Annotated in this window: 19 protein-coding genes; 11 read left to right on the forward strand and 8 right to left on the reverse strand. The window is 40.4% G+C overall.

All coding sequences use genetic code 11. The annotated features are described in order from the left end of the window. Positions 1-214: 214 nt before the first annotated feature. Positions 215-1,489, reverse strand: a complete 1,275-nt coding sequence (locus ACI48O_RS08900) for a YjiH family protein (protein WP_435561624.1) — start codon at positions 1,487-1,489, stop codon at positions 215-217. A 294-nt stretch (positions 1,490-1,783) separates the two neighbouring features. On the opposite strand from ACI48O_RS08900, the gene ACI48O_RS08905 reads away from it, so the two are divergent. From ACI48O_RS08905 to ACI48O_RS08915, 3 genes are all read left to right on the forward strand, one after another. Then, the gene (locus ACI48O_RS08905) at positions 1,784-2,443 is read left to right on the forward strand and encodes a DNA alkylation repair protein (protein ID WP_435561417.1); all 660 of its coding nucleotides are present in this window, start codon (positions 1,784-1,786) and stop codon (positions 2,441-2,443) included. 81 nt (positions 2,444-2,524) lie between these two features. Continuing rightward, entirely contained in the window at positions 2,525-3,382 is an 858-nt protein-coding gene (locus tag ACI48O_RS08910) for an HAD family hydrolase (RefSeq protein ID WP_435561419.1), read from the forward strand. Positions 3,383-3,431: 49 nt separating this feature from the next. After that, the gene (locus tag ACI48O_RS08915; RefSeq protein WP_435561421.1) at positions 3,432-4,520 is read left to right on the forward strand and encodes a PQQ-dependent sugar dehydrogenase; all 1,089 of its coding nucleotides are present in this window, start codon (positions 3,432-3,434) and stop codon (positions 4,518-4,520) included. Between the two features lie 244 nt (positions 4,521-4,764). Here the strand turns inward: ACI48O_RS08915 and ACI48O_RS08920 are convergent, their stop codons facing one another. The 4 genes from ACI48O_RS08920 to ACI48O_RS08935 form a co-directional block, all read right to left on the reverse strand. After that, a complete protein-coding gene (locus ACI48O_RS08920; RefSeq protein ID WP_435561423.1) occupies positions 4,765-5,427 on the reverse strand; it encodes a TetR/AcrR family transcriptional regulator in 663 nt (220 codons plus the stop codon). Between the two features lie 54 nt (positions 5,428-5,481). Beyond that, positions 5,482-6,510 carry an ABC transporter permease gene (locus ACI48O_RS08925; RefSeq protein WP_435561425.1) on the reverse strand — a complete coding sequence of 343 codons (1,029 nt, stop codon included), beginning with the start codon at positions 6,508-6,510 and terminating at the stop codon, positions 5,482-5,484. After that, entirely contained in the window at positions 6,500-7,237 is a 738-nt protein-coding gene (locus tag ACI48O_RS08930) for an ABC transporter ATP-binding protein (protein WP_435561427.1), read from the reverse strand. Before ACI48O_RS08930 ends, ACI48O_RS08925 begins: the two co-directional genes overlap by 11 nt. 125 nt (positions 7,238-7,362) lie before the next feature. Beyond that, positions 7,363-7,749: a FixH family protein gene (locus ACI48O_RS08935; protein WP_435561429.1), complete on the reverse strand. Its 387-nt coding sequence runs from the start codon at positions 7,747-7,749 to the stop codon at positions 7,363-7,365. A gap of 209 nt (positions 7,750-7,958) precedes the next feature. On the opposite strand from ACI48O_RS08935, the gene ACI48O_RS08940 reads away from it, so the two are divergent. Next, complete coding sequence (locus ACI48O_RS08940; RefSeq protein ID WP_435561431.1) at positions 7,959-8,699, forward strand: Crp/Fnr family transcriptional regulator; 741 nt, start codon at positions 7,959-7,961, stop codon at positions 8,697-8,699. A 92-nt stretch (positions 8,700-8,791) separates the two neighbouring features. Here ACI48O_RS08940 and bshB2 read toward each other — a convergent pair whose 3' ends face one another. The 3 genes from bshB2 to pdxK form a co-directional block, all read right to left on the reverse strand. After that, positions 8,792-9,460 (reverse strand): bacillithiol biosynthesis deacetylase BshB2, encoded by a 669-nt coding sequence (gene bshB2, locus ACI48O_RS08945; protein WP_435561433.1) that lies wholly within the window; start codon positions 9,458-9,460, stop codon positions 8,792-8,794. Positions 9,461-9,481: 21 nt separating this feature from the next. Next, positions 9,482-9,829: a YojF family protein gene (locus tag ACI48O_RS08950; protein ID WP_435561435.1), complete on the reverse strand. Its 348-nt coding sequence runs from the start codon at positions 9,827-9,829 to the stop codon at positions 9,482-9,484. Between the two features lie 162 nt (positions 9,830-9,991). Beyond that, positions 9,992-10,834 carry a pyridoxine/pyridoxal/pyridoxamine kinase gene (gene pdxK, locus ACI48O_RS08955; protein ID WP_435561437.1) on the reverse strand — a complete coding sequence of 281 codons (843 nt, stop codon included), beginning with the start codon at positions 10,832-10,834 and terminating at the stop codon, positions 9,992-9,994. 550 nt (positions 10,835-11,384) lie between these two features. Here pdxK and fdhD point away from each other — a divergent pair. The 7 genes from fdhD to ACI48O_RS08990 all read left to right on the forward strand — a co-directional run bounded on the left by fdhD (position 11,385) and on the right by ACI48O_RS08990 (position 19,593). Then, positions 11,385-12,149, forward strand: a complete 765-nt coding sequence (gene fdhD, locus ACI48O_RS08960) for a formate dehydrogenase accessory sulfurtransferase FdhD (RefSeq protein WP_435561439.1) — start codon at positions 11,385-11,387, stop codon at positions 12,147-12,149. Positions 12,150-12,197: 48 nt separating this feature from the next. After that, entirely contained in the window at positions 12,198-15,185 is a 2,988-nt protein-coding gene (gene fdnG / locus ACI48O_RS08965; RefSeq protein WP_435561440.1) for a formate dehydrogenase-N subunit alpha, read from the forward strand. Next, the gene (locus tag ACI48O_RS08970) at positions 15,185-16,012 is read left to right on the forward strand and encodes a 4Fe-4S dicluster domain-containing protein (RefSeq protein WP_435561442.1); all 828 of its coding nucleotides are present in this window, start codon (positions 15,185-15,187) and stop codon (positions 16,010-16,012) included. The genes fdnG and ACI48O_RS08970 overlap by 1 nt, the downstream gene beginning before the upstream one ends. Then, a complete protein-coding gene (locus ACI48O_RS08975) occupies positions 16,005-16,715 on the forward strand; it encodes a formate dehydrogenase subunit gamma (RefSeq protein WP_435561443.1) in 711 nt (236 codons plus the stop codon). Before ACI48O_RS08970 ends, ACI48O_RS08975 begins: the two co-directional genes overlap by 8 nt. Before the next feature lie 118 nt (positions 16,716-16,833). Next, complete coding sequence (locus tag ACI48O_RS08980; protein WP_435561445.1) at positions 16,834-17,655, forward strand: formate dehydrogenase accessory protein FdhE; 822 nt, start codon at positions 16,834-16,836, stop codon at positions 17,653-17,655. Between the two features lie 69 nt (positions 17,656-17,724). After that, positions 17,725-18,324: a molybdenum cofactor guanylyltransferase gene (gene mobA, locus ACI48O_RS08985; RefSeq protein WP_435561446.1), complete on the forward strand. Its 600-nt coding sequence runs from the start codon at positions 17,725-17,727 to the stop codon at positions 18,322-18,324. A gap of 36 nt (positions 18,325-18,360) precedes the next feature. Next, positions 18,361-19,593: a molybdopterin molybdotransferase MoeA gene (locus ACI48O_RS08990; protein ID WP_435561447.1), complete on the forward strand. Its 1,233-nt coding sequence runs from the start codon at positions 18,361-18,363 to the stop codon at positions 19,591-19,593. Positions 19,594-19,596 lie beyond the last annotated feature (3 nt).

The raw sequence follows: 19,596 nt of genomic DNA on the forward strand, positions 1-19,596 counted from the left end.
TGTATATAGAGTCAGCTTAATAAGCAAATATAAGCGGAGATATTCCGATTAACTGCTCTAAATAAGACAAAATTCAAAGATTTGGAACAAATAAGCGGAAAAACTCCGCTTATTTTTAAGGAAATATGAGTAATTCCCAATTTAAACGGAATTTTTCCGTTTATTTTTCAAACACAATGAAATCAACATTCAGTATTAACAGAGCCTATTTTTATTAAAAAATGATATGTGCAATAATTACGATAACAGGCAGGGTAATAATCGTTCTTTGCAAGAAAATAATCACTAAATCCTTAAATGATACCGGGATTTTTGAACCTAGCAGCAATCCCCCGACTTCTGACATATAAATTAATTGTGTTACCGAAACACTGGCAACGACAAACCGAGTGAGTTCACTTTCGATACTTGCTGCCATAACAGAAGGCAGGAACATATCAGCAAAACCAACCACCAAGGTTGCCGAGGCTGCCTTTGCTTCAGGGATTTGCATTAACTCCAACAGCGGAATAAACGGTGTTCCAAGCCATTGGAAGACAGGTGTATATTCAGCAATCATAAGTGCTGTTGTCCCAAGAGCCATAACAATAGGAGCAACGCCCATCCACATATCCAGAATATTTTTCCCGCCATCTATGAAAAATTCTTTTACACCTTTGTTTGATTGAGCTTTTTCAAGCGCCTGCGTTAACCCCCATTGGAATGGAGTATAACCTTCAGGGATTAGCTCTGAGTGCGGTTTTGTTTCGTTTCGAACATAGGAATCGGGTTTTCTTGATAATGGAGGAATTCGCGGGCAAACGATTGCCGCAACGACTCCTGCTAAAGTAACAGTTAAATAAAAAGGAACAAATAAATGCTCAAGCCCTACTTGAGAAATGACAACGAGACTAAACGTAATCGATACGACTGAAAAAGTTGTCCCAATAATCGCTGCTTCTCTTTTTGTATAAAAGCCTTCCTCATATTGCTTACTTGTCAATAAAACACCAATTGTCCCATCACCTAGCCAAGAAGCAACACAATCGACGGAAGAACGTCCAGGTAAATTAAAAATGGGGCGCATTACCTTTACTAATAAAGCTCCAAATAGTTCAAGCAAGCCGAAGTTTAATAGAAGCGGCAAAAACATTCCGGCAAATAGAAAGACTGAAAACAGAATCGGCAATAAGCTATTTAACAATAAACCGCCTGTATTTTCCGACCAAATCCACTCTGGTCCAATTTTGAACAAGGTTAACACGGCATATACGGCACCAAGAGCCCTTGCGGCAACCCATATTGGCGAAACATCAAATAATGTTTTTAGAAATGGATTTCTGGCAAGAATGGCAGGTCTTATCATTTTAATCATAATCGTCACAACAAAAGTAATGACGGTAATAGAGGTCATAATTTGTGGCAGAAAATTGGCTAATCCTGTTTGAACCAAACCGGAAAGGATCGCAATTGGAATTGTCATTTGACCTTGATAAGATATAGGTAACATAAACAAAATAATTCCTAAAACAGAGGGAACTAAGAATAATAATATATTTACAATGGGTGTTGGTTTTTGAACCGATAAGGAATCTTTCACAAGTATTCTCTCCTGAAGTATATTTATAAGCCGAAAATTATTTTAATGCAATATTTTCTGTTTGCCAATCCTTTTTGTCGAATTTTAAATATTACCTTTTTTAATTATATTTTGTAAAGATAGATTTAATATTTTATTATTTTTAGAAACTGATTTACAAATCAATCACTTATAAATAATGACTAAAGAAGGTGTTGGTGGATCATGAAATTAGAGCTTGTCAGGGAAATATTAGAGGAGCACCGAAATGCTGAAAATGCTGGTCCGATGGCAAAGTATTTGAAAAATAAATTTCCTTTTTTAGGGATCAAATCACCTGAACGAAGGGAACTAACTAAGCTGATTTTTCAACAAATCGATGTTAAGAATGAACCGGTAGATGTTGAGTTTATTTTAACCCTTTGGGATCAAGCCGAAAGAGAATATCAATACGTAGCCCTTGATTATCTTGCAAAAGTAATTAAGAAGGTAAATAAAGCTGAAATTGGACTAATGGAAAAGTTGATTACGACTAAATCTTGGTGGGATACAGTTGATACATTAGCATCCCAGCCAGTTGGAACGATTGTGGCCGATGCAAAGGAACTGATTCCTGCTGTCATCGACGGCTGGTCCATTCATGAAAACATGTGGTTACGACGAACCTCGATATTATTTCAATTAAAATACAAACAAGCTACAGATGAAGAGCTACTGTATCGTTACATATTGGCGAATGCCGGGAGCAAAGAATTTTTTATCCAAAAAGCGATTGGTTGGGCGCTTCGGGAATATTCGAAAACAAATCCGGAGTCGGTTAAACAATTTATCGAAAAGAATACGCTCATGCCGCTTAGTGTCCGAGAAGGCTCAAAGTACATTTAAAACAATATTCTCAGGCAACATGTTAAAATAGCGAGGAATGAACATCAATCAATGACAGCATTAGAGCAAAGGAGAATGGAAATGATTAGATGCATTGCTAGTGATATGGATGGAACATTATTAACGGGGAATTCGGGGATTTCAGAGAGAAATAAACAAGCGATTAAAATGGCTCAGGAAAAAGGAATCGAATTTGTTATTGCAACAGGGCGCTCCTTCCAGGAGGCACAATTTGCATTACAACAAGCGGGCATAATCTGTCCGGTAATCTGCGTCAACGGAGCTGAAGTACGGACTGGAGAAGGCAAGATTGTTTCGTCCCACCCTCTTTCGAAGGAAAAAGCAGGACAAGCAGCGAATCTATTAGCCGATCATGAGATTTATTTTGAAGTATATACGAACAAAGGCACATTTACTTGTAACGTTGAGCAAGCCTTATCCGTTATGGTAGATGTGTTCACGAGTGCTAATCATCATTTTTCTCGGGAAGAAGTAGAAGCATTTGCCAAGGAAAGAATTGAATCTGGTTTTGTTCAATTCGTCAACGATTATCAAGAAATATTGAATAGTCCTAGCTTGGAAATCTATAAATTCCTAGCCTTTTCTGCTGACTTAGAACAACTTGCAATTGCCCGACAGGAAATTTCAACAATAAGCGGGATCGCTGTTAGTAGTTCAGGAGATGGAAATTTGGAAATAACCTCCGCTGATGCGCAAAAAGGAATTGCACTGGAGGAATTTGTAAAGCAAAACGGAATTTCACTTATAGAAACGATGGCAATTGGAGATAACGATAATGACCTTTCAATGCTAAGCCGGGTCGGGCGTTCCGTTGCAATGGGAAATGCGGCAGATCATATTAAAGAAAAATGCCACTTTGTAACGGAAACAAATGATCAAGATGGTGTCGCCCATGCCATTTTTGAAGCCCTAGTATAATAGAATCGAGATAAGATAATGAAAGGTTAATTAGAGAGAGGTGACGATCATGTTGAGGCGAATATCAATGTTGTTATTGATTCTTCTGCTTGTCGGTTGTACAGCAGATTCTTCGGAAAGCAAAAAGGAAGTTAAACAGGACAAGGCTGTGACAAAAAATCCTTCCAATCTAGAGGTACTGGCAGATCAACTTCAAATTCCATGGTCGATCACAAAATCAGGGAACACTTTCTATCTTAGCGAGCGTACAGGATCGATTATAAAAGTGGAAAATGGTGAAAAAACAAGACAAAAAGTCAGGCTCAATAAGAGTTTAGCCTCTGCCATGGAAGCAGGATTTTTAGGCTTAGAGCTTGCTCCCGATTTTGAGCAATCGCAAAGAGCATTTGCCTACTATACGTATCAAGATCCGTCCGGTCAATTTAACCGAATCATCGAACTTAAATTGGCCAACGGGGTATGGAGTGAGACGAAAGTTCTGCTTGATAAAATTCCAAGTGGAAACGTTCATCATGGCGGCAGGCTGAAGCTCGGTCCGGATGGTAAGCTTTATGCGACTACTGGAGATGCAGCGAGTGAGCCGGAAATAGCTCAAGATCTTCAGTCGCTCGGCGGGAAAATATTGCGCTTAAATCTTGATGGTTCTATTCCAATTGATAATCCCTTTCGAAATTCCTATGTTTACAGTTACGGGCATCGTAATCCGCAAGGACTGACGTGGGGGGCGGATCGTACTCTTTACGCCAGTGAGCACGGCCCATCAGCTCACGATGAGATCAATAAAATTTTACCTGGGAATAATTATGGCTGGCCAATAATAGTTGGTGCTGAAACGAGGGCAGGGATGGAACAGCCTCTCTTTCAATCGGGAGACGATACGTGGGCTCCGTCGGGAATGGCCTTCTATAAAAACAAGCTTTATGTTGCGACATTAAGAGGAAATGCTGTTCGCGAATTTGATCTTGAGAAAAAAACAACCCGCCTGGTCGTAACTGGCTTAGGACGCATACGTGATGTATGGATAGAGGGAGACATTCTTTATTTCGTTACAAATAATACGGATGGCAGAGGAACGCCAGCTGAAAATGATGATAAGCTGTATAAGCTCGAGCTGTCGGGTGAAGCGATAGGATTATAAAAGTTCCATGTGAAACAATGCAAAAAAGGAGTAAATGGCCGGTTCGGCCTTTTACTCCTTTTTTGTGTTTTAGGAAACTATAGATTTCAAAGTTGTAAATAACTATTGCACGGTTAGACTCGTCCAGCTCCAGCGCCCAGCTCCTAGTGGACTTCGCCCACCTCCCTACGATAAGTCAACATCGAATCGCTATCGCTCTTCGTGTTTCCTTTATCTCAGTCGATGTTCTCCAGTCCATACGGAGCTACCCGGGCGCTTGCGCTTTTGTTCCTAATCCATGCATGATGAATTGAACCGTTCGTTCGATTTCGAGTTCGTCATCCCAATCCATTTCAGGGAACAGCAGATAACGCCCAATTAAATGACCGAGGATGGAAGTAGCCATAAACCTTACAACGCTATAAGGAGGAAGATTAATAATGCTCCCGTTTTCCTGATAGTACTCAACGATCCCCTTAAGACGACCATATACCTTTGGCAGAATATGGGCTTTAAATTGAGCTTTCAACTCTGGTTGAAAAGGGATCTCCTGCAGTAAAATTCTAAATAAGCTGAGGTTTTCCTGTAAAAATTTTTGCCGGTTTACGATCATTGCTCTAAGGAAATCTTCATAGCGCTCATACTTCGTATTCAGGACTTTATTGAAATCGTTGATGATGAACGGAGCAAGAAACTTCGCCATTGTTGGGGCGACAATTGCCATCAGTAAGTCTTTCTTCGTTTTGTAATGCCGAAATATCGTACCTTCTGCTACCCCTGCTTTTTTGGCAATTTCGTTTGTTGAGGTGGCAGCGTACCCTTTTTCTGAAAAGGTTTCAATTGCTGCAAGCAAAATTTGCTTTTGCTTTTCCGTTAAGTCCTCAGAATCCTCCAGCAATTGCTGCAACATCAAGTCTTGATCGGACATGATCCCGACTCCTTCTACGTCTTTATTTATTAATTTTTTCAAAAATAAACCGGATTAAACCTTCCGATATTTTTTTAGGGCAAAAATATTGAGGGTGATAAACAGCAAGGAAAATCCACTAAGAATAAGCAGGTCTTGGTAAATTGTTCCCCACCCCAACCCTCTAACCATTACGTCACGAAGTGCATTAGCAGCATAATAAAGCGGTGTGCCCACCCCAACCCAGCTAAGCCATTCGGTAATCGTCTCTAGATTAAACAATCCAGAGAAGAAGAGTTGTGGAACAACCACTAACGGGATAAATTGGATCATTTGCAGTTCATTATTCGCAAACGCAGATAATAATGTCCCGAGCGTAAGGGCTGAGAGAGACAGCAGTAAAATAATCAGCAATACATAACCGAATGTTCCAGCCATTTGCATGTCTAAAATATAGATGGCATACCATGCGATGATGGTTGCTTGTATCATCGTAAATAATCCAAATCCTAAAACATAGCCAATGACAATTTCCCATTTTCGGAGTGGGCTTGATAACAGGCGTTCCAGCGTTCCACTTGTCCGTTCACGTAAAAACGAAACACCGGCGATCAGGAAGACAAAAAAGAAAACGAAAAATCCGAGTAAAACGGGCCCGAAATAATCAAATTGCCCCATGTCGGACGAACCGTGTAAATAGATGACTTCAGCCTCTTTCACGAGACCTTGTGCCTGTAAAGGTTTAAACGATGTTTGGACCCATTTCATGACCGCACCGTTTATTGACGGGTCACTACCTTCTAAAGTGATGGACGGTTTCCCGTCAGCAAACTCAATATAGCCATCTATTTCTCGATTTTCTAATGCTGTATTTGCTAGTTTAGTTGTTTCATATTCTGTAATTTTTGCATCATCTAAGTTAAGTTGATCTTGCACTGGACTAGGAATTCCGACTAGTCCTATCTTCGGTTCATATGGGTCACCATTAAATACTAGGTTCAGCATCGTTAATATTAGGATAGGAGCCATAATCATAAGCGCCATCGTCCGTTTATCACGTACAAATTGACGCAGTATTCTTATTACCAGGGCCTTAATTCTCATGATGTGCACCTCCGTAAGCAAGGAATGCGTCCTCAAGCGTTAAAGTGTTCGTGTTTTGCTTCAATTCCTCAGGAGTCCCGACGGCGATTAATTCCCCGTTTCGAATCATCCCAAGCCGGTTGCATTTTTCTGCTTCATCCATAACGTGTGTGGTTACGATAATCGTTACCCCTTTTTTATTGAGCTGATAAAAGCTATCCCAAATGCTCTTTCTTAATAGAGGATCGATTCCGACTGTAGGTTCATCCAGAATGAGGAGCTCAGGCTCGTGAAGGAGAGCGGCTGCTAGTGAGAGCCGGCGCTTCATCCCACCGGAATAATTAAATACGAGCTTATTTAAATCGTCGTGCAAATTGACGATCTCCATAACCTCTTTAATTCGTGTCTCCTGTTGTTTGCCCTTAAGTCCATAAAGAGAGGAGAAGAATTGTAAGTTTTCCTTGGCTGACAGTTCACCGTACAGGGCGTCGGACTGAGCCATGTAGCCGATCCGCTCCATCAAGGCTAAGGACGGCATTTTTTTGTTAAATACATAGTTCTCCCCTGTACTTGGAGTATCAAGCCCGGCTAACTGCTTAACTAATGTTGTTTTTCCCGCACCGGAAGGTCCGAGGAATCCGAAGATCTCCCCTTTTGTAATCTCTAAATTTACATCCTTTAAAACCTGTTGTTTTCCAAATGATTTTGACACGCCACAAATAGAAACAATATTTTCTTGTTTACCCATTGGTTGCCACCTCGATTTAGTAAAGTGAGTAATCACTCACTTAGATCATAAACAAAAAACGGCTTTGTGTAAAGTGAGTAATCACTCATTTTTGTAATATAATTGGCTGTTGCTAAGGTCTTTGTTTAACTGCTGGCAACCCCATCAGCCTTTTGTACTTCGATTTCGAGAATCTTTTCGATCGTATAACCTTCTTTTTTTAATGTGAAAGTGGCCGTGTAGGTTCCTGACATGGTGAGTTTAGCTCTCCCCGTATATACGCCATCCTTACCTTCTTTTAATCTTAAATTGACAGAGCCATGGTCCATTGCAGGCATTTCTAGGTGGGCTTTTGCGCTTATATCCGTAACCGGTTTGTTTTCCTCGGTTACGATAATTTCAATCGTCGATTCCTCCCCCTGCTTAAATTGAACAGTCTTCGTTAAGTTTACTTCCCAATTTTCCCCGGCACTACAGCCAGCAAGTAAAAAAATGGAACAAATAATCGTTACAGCAATAATTTTCTTTAACATGGTGTCCTCCTATCCAGTTAGCAAAATTAAATTATCTTTGTTCAATTTTAACCGTAAATGGAAAATTTCACACATCATAAATATTATTCCAGTATTTTATTTGTGATGAGTTTAATGACAAGCAATCACCGACTGTGAGTTTACTCACTTAATTAACCGGTTTCATTCGTTATTATAGAAATAATGAGGTACAGGGAAGGAATGATGAAATGAGCAATAAGGCAATCGACTCCCATTTGGCCATTGAAAAAGGATTTTTAGTAGAAGAGTTTTTGGGCAAGATTGATGTATTTAAAAATCTACCCAAAAAAACAGTTCACCTACTAGATAAACGGATCATGAGGAAGGGATACAAAAAAGGAGAACAGATCATTTCTGAGTTTGAGGAAGCGAGAGGCGTATTTTTTGTCCATTCGGGAATTGTCAAATTAACGAAGCAGGATGAACAAGGAAATGAAATCATTGTCTGCATTAAGAAAAAAGGTGAGATTTTTGCAGAAGCTTGCCTATTTAATCAAAATGCAAACCTTTACCCCGCTACAGCAAGGATGGTTCAAGAGGGAGAAGTATACTTTCTAAATACTGACGATCTAGAAGCTGAGCTAATGAAGTCTCCTGAAATGGCCGTTCAAATCATCCGCTATATGAGTGAACAGTTAAGAGATTTTACATCGATTTTAAGAGATATGGCTTTGTTAGATGTTTACACCAAAACAATGAAAACACTAGAACGGCTTGCGGAAAAGTTTGGTGCCAACCATTGTAACCGAGTCCATATCGAAATTCCATTAACAGTACATGAATTTGCTTCATTGGTCGGAACATCACGTGAGAGCATCAGCAGGGTTTTTTCAAGATTGAAAAAGGATGGGGTAATTGATGTACAAGGCAAGAAAATCATTATCCTCGATTGGTGCCATTTTTGTTCGCTCACTCATCAAAAGTTTTAAGTGATTCAGTAAACAGTAAAGCCTGTCAAGCAAATGTGACAGGCTTTTTGTTGTTCAGTTCTCAAATCTTCTCGTTTAGGCATTCTTTTAATTTATTCAAAGCGATAGGCCCAAAATCGTTCGTAGAGCCAGCGTGTAATGATTTCAGGGTCATTTTCATTTAGCTTATCTAACATATCGGCAGCCATTAATTGTGTTTGTGATAAGTGGGCTTTAATGGCATTTACTTTGATTTCGGCAACAGTTGTAACGTTATTAACGATATCTGGCTCCCCAATTTCTGCTTCACAGTTTTTGGAAAATGCTACACAGTGAAGCTTTGGTCGTTGATTTTCCGGCAGCATACCAACGGCGGCCACAACAGCCGCACCTGTGGCATCATGATCAGGATGAACGGAATAGCCTGGATAAAATGAAATAATCAGTGATGGATTTACCTCCTTTATCAGAGCTGAAACCATTTCGATTAGCTTATTCTCATCTTCAAACTCAATCGTCTTATCCCGGAACCCCATCATCCTTAAATCACTAATTCCAAGGACGTTAGCCGCATTTTGCAATTCTGTTTTTCGGATTTTAGGCAGTGATTCACGAGTGGCAAAGGGCGGATTTCCCATGTTCCGTCCCATTTCTCCAAGCGTTAAACATGCATATGTAACCGGCGTTCCATTTTGAACGTGAAGGGCAATTGTCCCGGAAACTCCAAACGCTTCATCATCAGGGTGCGGAAAAATCACCAAAAGTTGTCTTTCTTTTTCCATTTGGAAAACTCCTTTCCATATCTATTCGAACGGCGTAGGACTTAACTCAAGGGCTACGGCGAGTTTTCCTTGACTATCATGTCCGGCTAATAATAGCCTTTGTTCGTCGTCAATTTCAAAATGGGTAATCCCCTCTGCATAGACCCACCCTATCGAAAGCTTAAGCCCGACACGGTAGGGACCACTGCCAACTATTTTTCCGCTTTCGTACTGAATCAAGGCATTGCGGATATAGGCTCCCGCAGAGAAAAACGATTCATTATGATGAGATGCATAGGCTCCATTGGTTGTTTCAAGGTGGAGGTACACATCTTGATTCACGTAACGATTAATGGCTTCCTGAACCTTCTCTGGGATCACTTTCTCCATAGAAAATCATCTCCTTTCTGTTTAACAGTGTCGATATCAACACACATTATTTATATTGATTCAATGGCGTATCTCAATATTACTAAAAACAATATAGATTTGCGAAAAATTAACACCTCTAAAAAAACAGAGCCTAATGTAGGCTCTGTGTATCCGTTATATTTATTCATTAGATAACTGCTCTGCTTCTAATCGACCTGCGCCATAAGTGCGGTAGGCTTTGTGCATGGTTGGACCTACATATTCATTTAATTTAAATCCGTACCGAATTGCTTCGGTAATAAAATCTTTTGCCACTTTAACCGCTTCTTCAACGCTTTTCCCTTTGGCTAATTCTGCAGTAATGGCAGCTGAGTAGGTACAGCCCGCTCCATGAATATAGGTCGTGCTGATTCGGTCAGATTCTAATAATTGGAAAGTGGTTCCGTCATATAAAAGGTCAACGGCTTTTTCGTGCTCAAGCTTGCTGCCTCCTTTGATTAGCACAAACTTAGCTCCTAAATCATGGATTTTAACAGCGGCTTCTTTCATAGCATCAATGGTGCGAATCGCCTTTGTTTTTGCAAGTTGGGACGCTTCGAAAAGATTGGGAGTTACCACTGTAGCTCGAGGGACGAGAATCTCTCTAAGTGCGTCCGCCGTTTCAGGATGCAGGACTTCATCCTCCCCTTTACATACCATGACTGGGTCAATCACTACTCGATCTAATTTTAACTTATCTATTTTTTTGGCAGCGAGCTCAATAATCTCCACAGAACCAAGCATCCCGGTTTTCATTGCATCAATCCCAATAGAAAGTACGGTTTCAAGCTGAGCTTCCAACGTTTCAATGGCAATCGGGAATACATTATGGTGCCAATGGTTTTTTGGATCCATTGTTACAATCGTTGTGAGAGCGGTCATTCCGTAGACTCCGAGTTCTTGAAACGTTTTTAAATCAGCCTGAATTCCTGCTCCCCCACTTGTATCAGAACCAGCAATCGTTAACACCTTTTTCATTGTCATATTAAGTCCTCCTTAATAAATACCAGATCAATATGGAACAAAATTCCTACCTTTTATTATACCAATATAAATATAATACGATAACTTTTAGAAGTATTATTGAATATGCCTGTTTTTGATTGGAGCGGAAATCAACAGACAAGTGTAACATAGCCTATTTATAAAAAAAGTTAATAAAAATGTCAAAAATATGTCCGAAACGTGAGAAAAGTTACTGTGAATATTTAGAACAGATATTAAGATAAAAAAGCAAGTATTTATCGTTATTCTTATTATTTTCTTATTAAAGATTGTTATTGTGGTAGTTCACAAATTGTCCAAGAAAATGACAAGATTTCGATAAACCTTTGTCACAATGCAAGCGCTAACAGCGACTGTTTTTCGTGTACATTTAACGTAGAGACTAGTTTATTCTATTTCCCTAGTGTTTAACGTGAATCTTCCTGCTGTGATTTATGTCGCAGAACGTATAATATCGAGTCTCTAAAATGTAAAAGGGAAACAATTCAGTAAATCCCGGAAGGTTCCAAGTGCCAGAAAGGGGTGGATTATGAACAGAAAAGGTTGTCCAGAGGAATATCCAATTACATTAATTGTCAATGGATTTGAAATAGCTGTTTTTCAATTAACAAACTCTGATCTCGTTGATTGGGCGTTTGGTTATCTTTTTTCAGAAGGACTAGTTGAAAAGGTTGACGACGTGATTGAAGTCCAAGTGAATGAAGAAAAGGGAACCATTAACGTAAGTCTTAATGAGGCTTTTGATGAGGAGATCTTTTTTTCTAAGAAAAAGCATTATACAGCAGGATGTGGAAGAGGAGTTACCTTTTTTTCAATGACTGATGTTAAGAGCTTTGATAAGGTAAATTCACCACAAACCTATCCGTTAAGCTATTTATTAAAGAAGCGAAGTCAGTTTGCTCAAAATTCGCCAATGTATCTGGAATCAGGCGGTATGCATGGAGCCTGCATTGTTCAAGAAGATGGTAGCATTGTTATTCGTGAGGATATCGGACGTCATAACGCAGTTGATAAAATCATTGGTTATGCTTTAAGAAACCGTCTGAATCCTGAAAAACTGATTCTTTTAACGACGGGCAGAGTTTCATATGAAATGCTCTCAAAAGCAGCAAAATACGGTTTTGCAGTTATAGGGTCACGTACAGCTGCTACAAAACAAGCTGTTCAACTAGCAAAATATTTAAATATCGAAGTCATAGGTTATTTGCGAGGAAAGATGTCCATTTCCTATACCTCGTTTGGCAGAGTAATTAATGACCTTGAGGAAAGAAAAGTTGGGGGTTCTTCCTATTAATTAGGGTTTTATAGATGTTTTATACAAGATGTGGAGGGGGCTAGAAAGATGGATTTTACAAGAAGACAATTTTTGAAATTGTCCGGTGCTACAGCTGTAACAATGGCTGTGGTAGAGCTTGGCTTTGATGATAAAAAAGCGAAAGCAAGCACAAAAGAATTTAAGATTGCAGCTTTAAAACCGACACCAACCATCTGTCCATTCTGTGGAGTGGGCTGCGGTATCCTTGTTTATGCAAAGGATGATGATGTCGTATATACAGAGGGAGATCCGGACAATCCGATCAACGAAGGTACCCTTTGTAGTAAAGGGACTGCGCTTCGTCAGGTTTATACTTCTGAAAAGCGTGTGAAAAAACCTATGTATCGCAAGGCAAAGGGCGATAAGTGGGAAGAAGTAGAATGGGATTGGGCTCTAACTAAGATCGCAGAAAAAATAAAAGAAACTCGCGATCGTACATTCGTCCCACAACTAAATGGCGTCACAGTTAACAAGGTTGAATCGATTGCGAGCATGGGTGGAGCAGCGCTTGATAACGAAGAGGTTTATCTATTAAGTAAATTAATGCGCGCAGGTTTAAACTTAACGTATATCGAACACCAGGCCCGAATATGACACAGCTCAACGGTTGCCGGTCTGGCACCTACAGTTGGTCGTGGAGCAATGACAAATCATTGGATTGACTTAAAAAATACAGATGTAGCGTTAATCATGGGCGCAAACCCTGCTGAAAACCATCCAATTTCATTTAGATGGTTAACAAAAGCAAAAGAACGCGGCGCGAAGATTATTTCAGTTGACCCAAGATTCACAAGAACATCGAGTCAGGCTGATATTTATGCCCCAATTCGTTCCGGCGCTGATATCGCATTCTTAGGCGGAATGATTAATTATATCCTAGAAAACAAGCTGTACCATGAAGAATACGTTATCAATTACACGAATGCTTCTTTGATCGTTACAGATGACTACACCTTCGAGGACGGTATTTTCAACGGTTACGATGAAAATACAAGAAGCTATGACAAAACTAAGTGGACATTCAAGAAGGATGAACAAGGGGTTTTAATTCGTGATAATACCCTTCAAGATCCTCGCTGTGTGTTCCAAGTAATGAAGAAACACTATTCAAGATATGATATCAATACTGTTGTGGAAGTAACTGGTACACCTAAGGAAGATTACTTGAAGGTTGTAAAAGCATTTGCTGAAACTGGTAAGCCAGGTAAAGCTGGAACCATTATGTATGCAATGGGTACGACACAGCATACCGTTGGTTCACAAAACGTACGCGCGTACGGTATTATCCAGCTTCTTCTTGGAAACCTTGGTTTACAAGGCGGCGGTATCAACGCAATGCGTGGAGAGTCTAACGTTCAAGGTTCTACTGACTTTGGATTATTATACAACAACGTAAACGGATATATGGAGACACCAACTTCAACACCTGAGGAAGCAACATACAAAGGATTTTTAGAGAAGGTAACTCCTAAATCCGGTTATTGGACAAACAAGCCGAAATTCTACACAAGCATGCTTAAAGCTTATTATGGTGATAACGCTACAGCGGCTAATGAATTTGGTTACCACTTCTTACCGAAATTAACACCGAAAAAAGATTACTCTCATATGAGAATCTTTGATGCGATTTATAAAGGTGAAATTGAAGGCTTAATGATGTTTGGAACAAACCCAGTAGTAGGTGGACCAAACTCAGGAAAAGAGCAAGAAGCGTTAAGTAAATTAAAATGGATGGTGGCTGTTGACCTTTGGGAAACAGAAACATCTGCATTCTGGCAAGAAGAGGCTGGTTCAAGACCTGCTTCCATTGATACAGAGGTATTCTTCTTACCGGCGTGTTCATCGTTTGAGAAAGAAGGGTCTATTTCGAATAGTGGACGCTGGATGCAATATCGCTGGCAGGCGCTTAAGCCAAAGCATGAGTCTAGAGGCGATTTAGAAATTATTCATGAGTTAGCTCTTAAATTAAAAGAAGTGTACAAGAACGATAGCAGCCCTTCAGCAGCTGCAATCAATGCTATGACTTGGAATTATGGTGAAGGCGAGCATATTGACATTGATCTTGTTGCACGTGAAATCAATGGTTATGAAACAGCAACGAAGAAACTAGTACCAGGTTTTGCAAAGCTTATGGATGATGGATCTACTGTAAGTGGATGCTGGATCTATTCTGGTTTTTATCCTGAAGAAGGAAAGAACCTGTCCAAGCGTCGTGATAATAAAGACACAGGAAATGGCAACTATTTAAATTGGTCCTTTGCTTGGCCAGCCAACCGCCGTGTTCTTGGAAACCGTTGTGCAGCTAAGCCGGATGGAACTCCATGGTCAACTGCAGAAGGCAAAGCGGTCATTTGGTGGGATCCAGCTCAAAACCTATGGGTTGGTAATGATGTTCCTGACTTCCCTAAGGATCGCGCTCCAGAAGCTCCTGGCGGAAAAGATGCATACTTCATGAACGCAACAGGTCTTGGAGGACTGTATGCACCAATGAATGAAGGACCGTTCCCAGAGCACTATGAGCCATACGAAAGCCCTGTTTCAAATGCATTCTCATCTGTTCAATTAAACCCTGCCACCAAATTTGGTGTTGAAGAGTTCATGACTCAAGGGGATGCTTCAAAGTATCCGGTTATCGCAACAACCTATCGTGTTCCTGAGCATTGGCAATCAGGTGCCATGACTCGTAACCAGCCATGGTTAGCCGAAGTTGCAGCGCACATGTTTATTGAGATCAGTGAAGAATTGGCGAAAGAGCGAGGCATTAAAAACAAAGATAGAGTTTTAATTACTTCAGCTCGTGGCGAAATAGAAGCATATGCAATGGTAACAAAACGATTTAAACCGTTTAAAATTAAGGGTAAAACCGTTCACCAAGTGGGTATGCCTTGGAACTTTGGTTACAAGGGTATCGCAAAAGGCGGCATTGCAAACCGTCTAACACCGCATATTGGGGACGCCAATACGAATATTCCTGAGTATAAAGCATTCCTTTGCGATGTTAGGAGGGCAAAATAATGGCGACAAAGTACGTTAAACTAGTTGATGTTACAAAATGTGACGGCTGCCGCGCCTGTATGGTTGCCTGCAAAAACTGGAATGACCTACCGGCAGAGCCTGAACCATTCCAAGGAAGCAATCAATCTCATGCAAAGGTAACGGCTCATACATGGAATGTCCTTGAATTCATCGAACACGAAAATTCAAAAGGAAATTTAGACTATTTATTCCGCCACTCTGCATGCTTCCACTGTCATGAAGCTGCTTGTGAAAAAGTTTGTCCTGAAGATGCAATTAGCTACACTGAATTTGGTTCCGTTGTAGTAGATCAAGATAAGTGTGTGGGCTGTGGATATTGTGTTCAGAACTGTCCGTTTGATGTTATCTCTTTAGCAACTTACAAGGATAAAGCAGGCAAGGAATATCGTAAGGCTTCAAAATGTACCTTGTGTACAGATCGAATTGAGGAAGGTTTACAACCTGCTTGTGTAACCACATGTCACCCAGGTGCAATGGAATTTGGTGAAGAAGCGGAAATGCTTAGAAAAGCTGAAAAGCGTTTAGCTGAAGTCAAAGGAAGATATCCAAATGCAATGATCTACAACCCAGATGGTGTAGGCGGAACAAGTACAATCTACTTGTTAGCTGAAAAGCCATCCGTGTATGGTCTTCCAGAAAAACCAAAGGTTCCGACTTCTGCAGTTCTTTGGAAGGATTACGCACAACCACTAGGTAAAATGATGATTGGTGCAACTACGATGGGCGTATTAGGATTGTTTGTATCCTATAAATTATTTAATAAAGATAAAGAGCATGAAGAGGTTGGAGGTGATAGCCATGAGTAATCCAAAAGGACCTCAAGTAATAGTTAGACGTTTTTCGAAGGCGTTCGTTTGGGCGCATGCTATCAATTTCTTTTCTTTCTTAGCGTTATATATTACGGCATTGCCAATGTATACTGAGGCCTTTGACTGGCTTTATCCAGTTCTTGGTGGACCAGCAAATGCACGATTGCTGCACAGAATATTTGCGGTAGTGTTTATCACTCCAACATTCATCTGGTTTATTTGGGACCGTAAAGGCTTATTCCGCTGGTTCAAAGAAATCGTTACTTGGAAAAAGCGCGATATTGAATGGTTTAAAGAATCAGGTAAAGAACTTACAGGATTTAAATTTAAGCATGTTTCACAATCTTTCTTTAATGCAGGGGAAAAAATTAACTCTTGGATTCAGATTGTGACAGCAACGTTAATTATCGGATCAGGATTCACGATTTGGTTCCCACAATACTTTCCAAAGTGGGCAACACAGTGGGGCTATTTCTTCCATAGTGCCAGCATGGGTCTTGCCATTGCAGTAGTGGTTGGTCATATTTACATGGCAGCGGTCCACAAGCATTCAGCTCCTGGTTTTAAAGGAGTTGTAACAGGAAAAGTTCCTGCATGGTGGGCAAAGAGCCACTATGGTGACTGGTATGATGAAGAAGTGCGCAAAGGTAACTTCCCTGATATCGAAGATCCGCACAAAGATGAGCACAAAGGCGCTTAAAAATATAGCGGAAGTGTTGAATTAAGGGTTAATTCCTAAAGAAGCACAAATAATAATAGTTGAATGGCTGTCTGTAAAAGGACAGCCATTCCCTTTAAAAATGAAAGAGGTGCAGCTTATGAAGACATCTGTTGTATCAAAAGAATATCTCAATCTGCAAAAAGAAATCATCGAGCTTCAAGACCAATGGAAATCAGCAATTAATCCGGATTCAGTTAAGCCAAACTTTGAACAAGCTGCAGTAGAAACAGGTGTGCCACTAGCCGCTTTCACGGCGGTGGATTTTGATATTTCACTATTTTTACAGTGGTTAAAGGATTTGAAAGACGTTTTAATAAAAAGCAATCCAAATATTGAACAACAATTTGCAGTTATAGAAGATGTAGTAGATGAAAAAGTTGCGGAGCGCTGGCTTGAAGAGGCATTTGCGATTAACCACCTCTACTTTCATGAATTTGCAGAGGCACACCAAGTGGAGCAATGGCTCCCACAGTTTTTGGCCGAAACAATCTTGCGCCCATACTTGCAGGTCATTGCCGAGAAAGCCCAGCCAAAACTTAATACAGAAATGAAAGTCGTTCCTGGTTGTGGATGTCCTGTTTGCGGTGAACCAGTCCGTTTAGGACAAATTGAAGGGAAAGGGCAAAAGGTTCTTCATTGCCCACGCTGTTCAGCTTATTGGTTAGATAAAAAAATCTCCTGTTCTCATTGTGGGAACAACGATCATGAAACGATTCAGTTTTTGACGATTGAAGGAGATGCCTCTTCGCAAATTCACGTTTGTGAAAAATGTAAAGGGTATACTAAAGTAATCGATACGAGACAACATATCTCAAAGCCAGCCATTACATTGCTTGACTTGAACACGATCCACCTTGATTATATTGCCCAGGAAAAGGGCTATAAGGTTACTGGTGACAACACCGGTCAAACAAATTAATTATCGTAATAAAGTTTTTGAGTTATAGTTTAAAATAGAAACAAACTTAGAAAAAAGCAGGTGCTGTTCATGAAAGCTGGAGCCATTATTTTGTCAGGGGGAAAGTCCAGTCGAATGGGGACGAATAAAGCCCTTCTGAAATTAAAGGATAAGCCGAATATTGAAAGAGTCAAAGATGAGCTAAGCACGCTTGTTGATGACATCATTTTAGTAGCGAATGAACCTGACACCTATCAATTTTTAAAGCTTAAAACTGTGAAGGACGAATATCCTGGACAAGGGCCATTAGCGGGGATCCATGCCGGTCTTAAGGCTTCTCGTCATGATATAAATTTAGTTGTGGCATGTGATATGCCATTTGTTACGGCAGATCTTGCTCGTATTCTGTTAGAACGTGCTGAAGGATATGATGCCGTTATTCCAGTTATTAACGGGAGGCAACAACAACTTTTTGCGGTCTACCATAAAGGAATTTTGCAAGAAATAGAGAAGTGTATGAAGGGGGATAATTTTGCGATTAAGCATATGCTCGATCCGTTTAATGTCCTCTATATATCTGAATTTGATTTTCATGAACATTCTACTGAAAGTTTAGAACGTATTTTTTTTAACATGAATCGTCCCGAAGAATATGAACATGCAAAAAAATGGGTCGAAAAGGGAGAATAGCTTTTTTCATCGTCAGAGAAAGGGTGTTGGGGAAAAGTGGAATTTTTCAAAGTTAAAACAGTCGAGGAGACCTTTTCCTTAATCGATAGGATGATTGCTAAGATTGGGGAAACAGAAAATAGACCAATTGCGGATGCCCTCCATTATGTGCTCGCTAAACCAGTAATGGCAAAGGAAGATGTTCCAGGCTTTGATCGCTCAACGGTTGATGGTTATGCCGTAAATGCAAAGGACACATTTGGAACTTCTGAAACGATGCCGGGCTTCTTAACAGTAGTTGGAGAAGTTAAAATGGGTGAACAAGCGGTAAAACCGGTAGGCCGGGGCGAAGCGATCTATGTTCCAACAGGTGGAATGATTCCCCCTGGAAGTGATAGTGTCATCATGATCGAGCATTGTGAGGATTTGAATGGACTTTTAAACACTTATAAGCAAATTGCACCAGGTGAGAATATTATTCGAGCTGGTGAGGATATAAAAGCTGGCGCTGTTGTTCTTGATGCCGGAGTCAAACTTCGACCACAGGAATTGGGGGCACTCGCCTCATTAGGTATTACGGAAGTAGAAGTTTTCCGTCGTTTGAAGGTCGCTTATCTTTCCTCTGGTGATGAAATTGTCCCATATCAAACAGAAAAGCTAGAGGTTGGCCAAATCCGTGATATTAACTATTTAACGATATCTGGTCTTGCCAAAGAATGGGATATGGATGTTATATATGGTGGAATTGTTCCGGATGATTTTGCTGTTTTTTCTAAGCAGGCACGAGAATTATATGAGCAATCAGACTGCTTAATTTTATCTGGAGGAAGCTCTGTCGGTGCAAAGGATTATACGACAGAAGTGATTCAATCTTTAGGGGACCCTGGCGTATTTGTTCACGGTATCTCAATTAAGCCAGGCAAGCCGACGATTCTATCCGTTGCGAACGGAAAGCCGGTGATAGGTCTTCCAGGTCACCCCGCTTCAGCGATGATTATCTTTCGTTTATTTGGAGAGCGTATTCTCCGAATCCTTCAAGGGGAAAAAATCGACCGTAAACCAGATCGGATTTTTGCTCGGATTACGAAAAATATTGCGTCCGCACCTGGCCGTTCTGATTATATACGCGTCCGATTATTTGAAAAAGAGGGTGAATGGTGGGCCGAGCCGATTATCGGCAAGTCCGGTTTGATCACAACTCTTGTAAAAAGTGACGGGATTGTCGAAATTGGTTCAGAAAAAGAAGGGATATCCCAGGGGGACTACGTTCCTGTTTTGCAATCAAGATAAGGG

Origin of the sequence: Neobacillus terrisolis (assembly GCF_051233475.1) — a bacterium.
Taxonomy (GTDB): domain Bacteria; phylum Bacillota; class Bacilli; order Bacillales; family Cytobacillaceae; genus Bacillus_BU.

What these genes read in the sequence shown, in the direction of transcription:
- ACI48O_RS08900 (WP_435561624.1), bottom strand. Translation starts at nt 1,489, where the DNA reads ATGTTACCTATATCTTATCAAGGTCAAATGACAATTCCAATTGCGATC.
- ACI48O_RS08905 (WP_435561417.1), top strand. Translation starts at nt 1,784, where the DNA reads ATGAAATTAGAGCTTGTCAGGGAAATATTAGAGGAGCACCGAAATGCT.
- ACI48O_RS08910 (WP_435561419.1), top strand. Translation starts at nt 2,525, where the DNA reads ATGATTAGATGCATTGCTAGTGATATGGATGGAACATTATTAACGGGG.
- ACI48O_RS08915 (WP_435561421.1), top strand. Translation starts at nt 3,432, where the DNA reads ATGTTGAGGCGAATATCAATGTTGTTATTGATTCTTCTGCTTGTCGGT.
- ACI48O_RS08920 (WP_435561423.1), bottom strand. Translation starts at nt 5,427, where the DNA reads ATGTCCGATCAAGACTTGATGTTGCAGCAATTGCTGGAGGATTCTGAG.
- ACI48O_RS08925 (WP_435561425.1), bottom strand. Translation starts at nt 6,510, where the DNA reads ATGAGAATTAAGGCCCTGGTAATAAGAATACTGCGTCAATTTGTACGT.
- ACI48O_RS08930 (WP_435561427.1), bottom strand. Translation starts at nt 7,237, where the DNA reads ATGGGTAAACAAGAAAATATTGTTTCTATTTGTGGCGTGTCAAAATCA.
- ACI48O_RS08935 (WP_435561429.1), bottom strand. Translation starts at nt 7,749, where the DNA reads ATGTTAAAGAAAATTATTGCTGTAACGATTATTTGTTCCATTTTTTTA.
- ACI48O_RS08940 (WP_435561431.1), top strand. Translation starts at nt 7,959, where the DNA reads ATGAGCAATAAGGCAATCGACTCCCATTTGGCCATTGAAAAAGGATTT.
- bshB2 (WP_435561433.1), bottom strand. Translation starts at nt 9,460, where the DNA reads ATGGAAAAAGAAAGACAACTTTTGGTGATTTTTCCGCACCCTGATGAT.
- ACI48O_RS08950 (WP_435561435.1), bottom strand. Translation starts at nt 9,829, where the DNA reads ATGGAGAAAGTGATCCCAGAGAAGGTTCAGGAAGCCATTAATCGTTAC.
- pdxK (WP_435561437.1), bottom strand. Translation starts at nt 10,834, where the DNA reads ATGACAATGAAAAAGGTGTTAACGATTGCTGGTTCTGATACAAGTGGG.
- fdhD (WP_435561439.1), top strand. Translation starts at nt 11,385, where the DNA reads ATGAACAGAAAAGGTTGTCCAGAGGAATATCCAATTACATTAATTGTC.
- ACI48O_RS08970 (WP_435561442.1), top strand. Translation starts at nt 15,185, where the DNA reads ATGGCGACAAAGTACGTTAAACTAGTTGATGTTACAAAATGTGACGGC.
- ACI48O_RS08975 (WP_435561443.1), top strand. Translation starts at nt 16,005, where the DNA reads ATGAGTAATCCAAAAGGACCTCAAGTAATAGTTAGACGTTTTTCGAAG.
- ACI48O_RS08980 (WP_435561445.1), top strand. Translation starts at nt 16,834, where the DNA reads ATGAAGACATCTGTTGTATCAAAAGAATATCTCAATCTGCAAAAAGAA.
- mobA (WP_435561446.1), top strand. Translation starts at nt 17,725, where the DNA reads ATGAAAGCTGGAGCCATTATTTTGTCAGGGGGAAAGTCCAGTCGAATG.